The organism is Gemmatimonadota bacterium (assembly GCA_026706845.1).
Classification (GTDB): domain Bacteria; phylum Latescibacterota; class UBA2968; order UBA2968; family UBA2968; genus VXRD01.
This window is the reverse complement of sequence record JAPOXY010000152.1, coordinates 1-2,893: the sequence shown is the minus strand read 5'-3', so window position 1 is coordinate 2,893 and position 2,893 is coordinate 1. Positions and strand designations below refer to the sequence as shown.

Here is a 2,893-nt window from a genome sequence, read left to right as displayed (position 1 = left end):
CATATAGAAAGGCCATTTTGAATTTTATGTTTCTTTTCTCGCAGTGATGTACGGCAATTCCGAGATATTGGGGTGGGAACCCTGCATTTCTGCAAGATCATTGATCGATGCCCTCGTCTTGATAGCCATCGCTATGGGTGCAAGGGCATCAGCAGCATTCCTTCCAACAGCTAATCCTCCGACCACTCGCCCTTCATTGTCCCACGCTACTCTAATAAATCCTTCTAATTCGCTATTTATATGTGAAAGAATCGTTGCTCGGAAGGGTGCTGCAACGGATTGAACGGAGCCGTCATCTCTCTGAATTGTTCCCACTCTGGCGACCTGGGGATTAAGCCCAAAGGAGATTACTGTGCTTTCCAGATCGAAAGGGGAGGTCTTCCTTTTTACAGCGTGTAATCCGGCTACTCTTGCTTGTCCCATGGCTATGGTTCCCGGACCAAATTGAATCGCATCACCTGCAACATAGATGTTGGAAATGTTCGTGCGCCCAAATTCATCTGGTTCCAGAAGTCCACGTTCATTAACCTCTATGCCTGCCGCCTGGAGATTGAGGTGCCCTAAATTGGGTCTATGCCCAAGATTGACGAACGCCATTTCAGCTTCGATTTTCAAGCCGTTCTGAATTATAGATATCGCGTCATTTCCGCGTTCAATGCACTCAATAGGTAGTCCGGCTTTAATTCGAATACCTCTTTTTTTGAAGATGCTGATGAGAAATTCATCGGCTTCTGTCCCAAAACCAGACTTGGGACCGCCAGCCAATACTATCCAGATTATACTGACACCAAGACGGCTGAATATATCGACAAACTCAAATCCAATAGGACCGTCGCCTACGACAATAATTGATTTTGGTAGGGTTTTCATCTGACCTATTGTGCTTGCGGAGAATATCCTCTCGCCATCAGGCTCAAATCCGGGTGGGAAATTAGGGATAGCACCGGAAGCAATGATGATGGCATGAGCAGACAGTTCTTGCCGACTTGTATTACTCGTTATTTGTACTTGGTTTGGGGATGTGAATGATGCACGGCCAATTGAAATCTGGACATCTCTACGATTGAGTTCTTCAGTAATGTACTTCCTCCAACTACTGGCAACCCGGTCAGTGTGAGCAGCGATCAGGTCCAGTTCAAACGCCCCAGATTTGGAGACGGTTCGCAATAATGGAGACTGTTCCAGCATTTCCATTTGGTCGAGTGCAGCCAACCACACGCGACTGGGCATCAGCTTTCCCCAATCGGCGACAGGCCCTTCGGAGATTATTACCACGCTGTCTGCATAGGGAGCCGCCGCAATCGCCGCTTCAACACCTGCGGGGCCACCACCGATTACGATTATGTCATTTTTTAATGCTTCTTTTTTCATATGTACGCAATACCACCTATTTTTTCTATGAGATAGTCTGTGTAATCCGAATAGAGCCTTCCAAAAGAATCTCTCCGTGTTCGTCTTTTTTCTCGGTTCTCCAGTATTCTCGTGCCCTCTCAAACATTGATCCGAGAGTTTCAGACTCTTCAAAATAGCTTATGAGATCCATATTCGCAGCAAACACACGCGAGCAATCAACAATCTCAACTTCATAGAGTTCAGCTTCTGCCCTTTTCGAATTGAACCGTCTGGCAACACGCTCGTCTGTCCAGAGGAAGAGGCAATCAAATCGACTTGGTCTATATGGAAACTCTCTGAGGCGAACCGTCTCCCAGGCGACTTCCAACAGAACCCTTCCCGTTGAGGCCGCATCTGGAATCGTCACGGTGAGAGGACTGGTTTGTACTTCGATTAGGGTTTGGCGCATCAGACGGTCTTGAAAGTTTTCCGGCTTCACAAGGGTCCCGGAGGAAAGCCCGGACTTCGCTGACCAAAACAGTAGAGATCCACGACCAATATCAAGAGCCATAGTGTTGGCCTCCCTGTAGTGGTTTGGATTTGCCACAACTCTGTCTCGTTTTAGGGGAAAGATGGCTTGCGTATAACGTTTTCGGCGCTAAGACGCTGTCGCGTAACCGCTTTCGCGGTTCGGGCGTGTTAGCCGTTTGTGACTCTTCTACTATTTGCGCCGCTGATCAGCAATGTACTCACGTAACTTCTCGATCGCGGAGAAATCCACATCCCGAAGCGGTGCACCAGCCGGGTGCTTGTGGAAATTTACCTTCTCGTCCAGTTGGGCTTCAGCGCTGAGGATCGGACAGATCAGGTCACCCAGTCGGCCTTCAGGTGCTGAGAAAGCTCCTTGTGGATACGGCCAATCGGTCCACCGGCCAGAGGTAACAATATCTCCCGATTGGGTCTTTTCGAGAAGCCCAAAACTGACAAACTGATCAAGTTTGTAGAAGCCAATGTGTTCTTCGGGATGCCGTAGCACTTTGCGACTATACCCCAGGGCCTTGAGGCAGGTGCTCACCTTAGAGGCATCTGTTTTCCAAATTGCCCAGTCTATGTCGCTGTGTACCTGCAAGCATTCGCCTAACAGAAAATCCAAAGCCCACCCACCACCTAACCAATGCGGAATAGAACGAGCTGTCAATACCTCATGAATTTCTCCGATCAGCCCAAGCTGGATGGGATTCGGATATTCCAGACATCCGCGAATTATAATTTTAGACATGGATCAAACTCATAGGAAACATGCCGCTTCAGAACACTGAAGCGGCATGACGGCTAATGTCTTCGAGATAAGAAAAAAATACCTGGCTTTGGTTTATACCCCATTTTTCGATTTACAGCAAGTATTCGTTCATTATATGAAAAATTACCCATATTAGATTCTCAATAAGGCTTTTGCATCCTCCCATTGAATTTGCAAATTCGTTCGCTAATGATTCTAAGTAAGGTAGGTATCTCTGAAAGTGATTTGATATGGGATCTGACACACGACAACTCAGGACAT

At 47.4% G+C, this 2,893-nt stretch carries 3 protein-coding genes; all 3 read right to left on the bottom strand.

Translation table 11 applies throughout. The features are described from left to right. Window positions 1–24: 24 nt before the first annotated feature. The 3 genes from OXG87_14635 to OXG87_14625 all read right to left on the bottom strand — a co-directional run bounded on the left by OXG87_14635 (window position 25) and on the right by OXG87_14625 (window position 2,611). Window positions 25–1,371, bottom strand: a complete 1,347-nt coding sequence (locus tag OXG87_14635; protein MCY3870784.1) for an NAD(P)/FAD-dependent oxidoreductase — start codon at window positions 1,369–1,371, stop codon at window positions 25–27. Between the two features lie 25 nt (window positions 1,372–1,396). Further along, on the bottom strand, window positions 1,397–1,903 hold the full coding sequence (locus OXG87_14630; protein MCY3870783.1) for a DUF2441 domain-containing protein: 507 nt from the start codon (window positions 1,901–1,903) through the stop codon (window positions 1,397–1,399). A gap of 150 nt (window positions 1,904–2,053) precedes the next feature. Further along, window positions 2,054–2,611, bottom strand: a complete 558-nt coding sequence (locus OXG87_14625; GenBank protein MCY3870782.1) for a hypothetical protein — start codon at window positions 2,609–2,611, stop codon at window positions 2,054–2,056. Window positions 2,612–2,893: the final 282 nt, after the last annotated feature.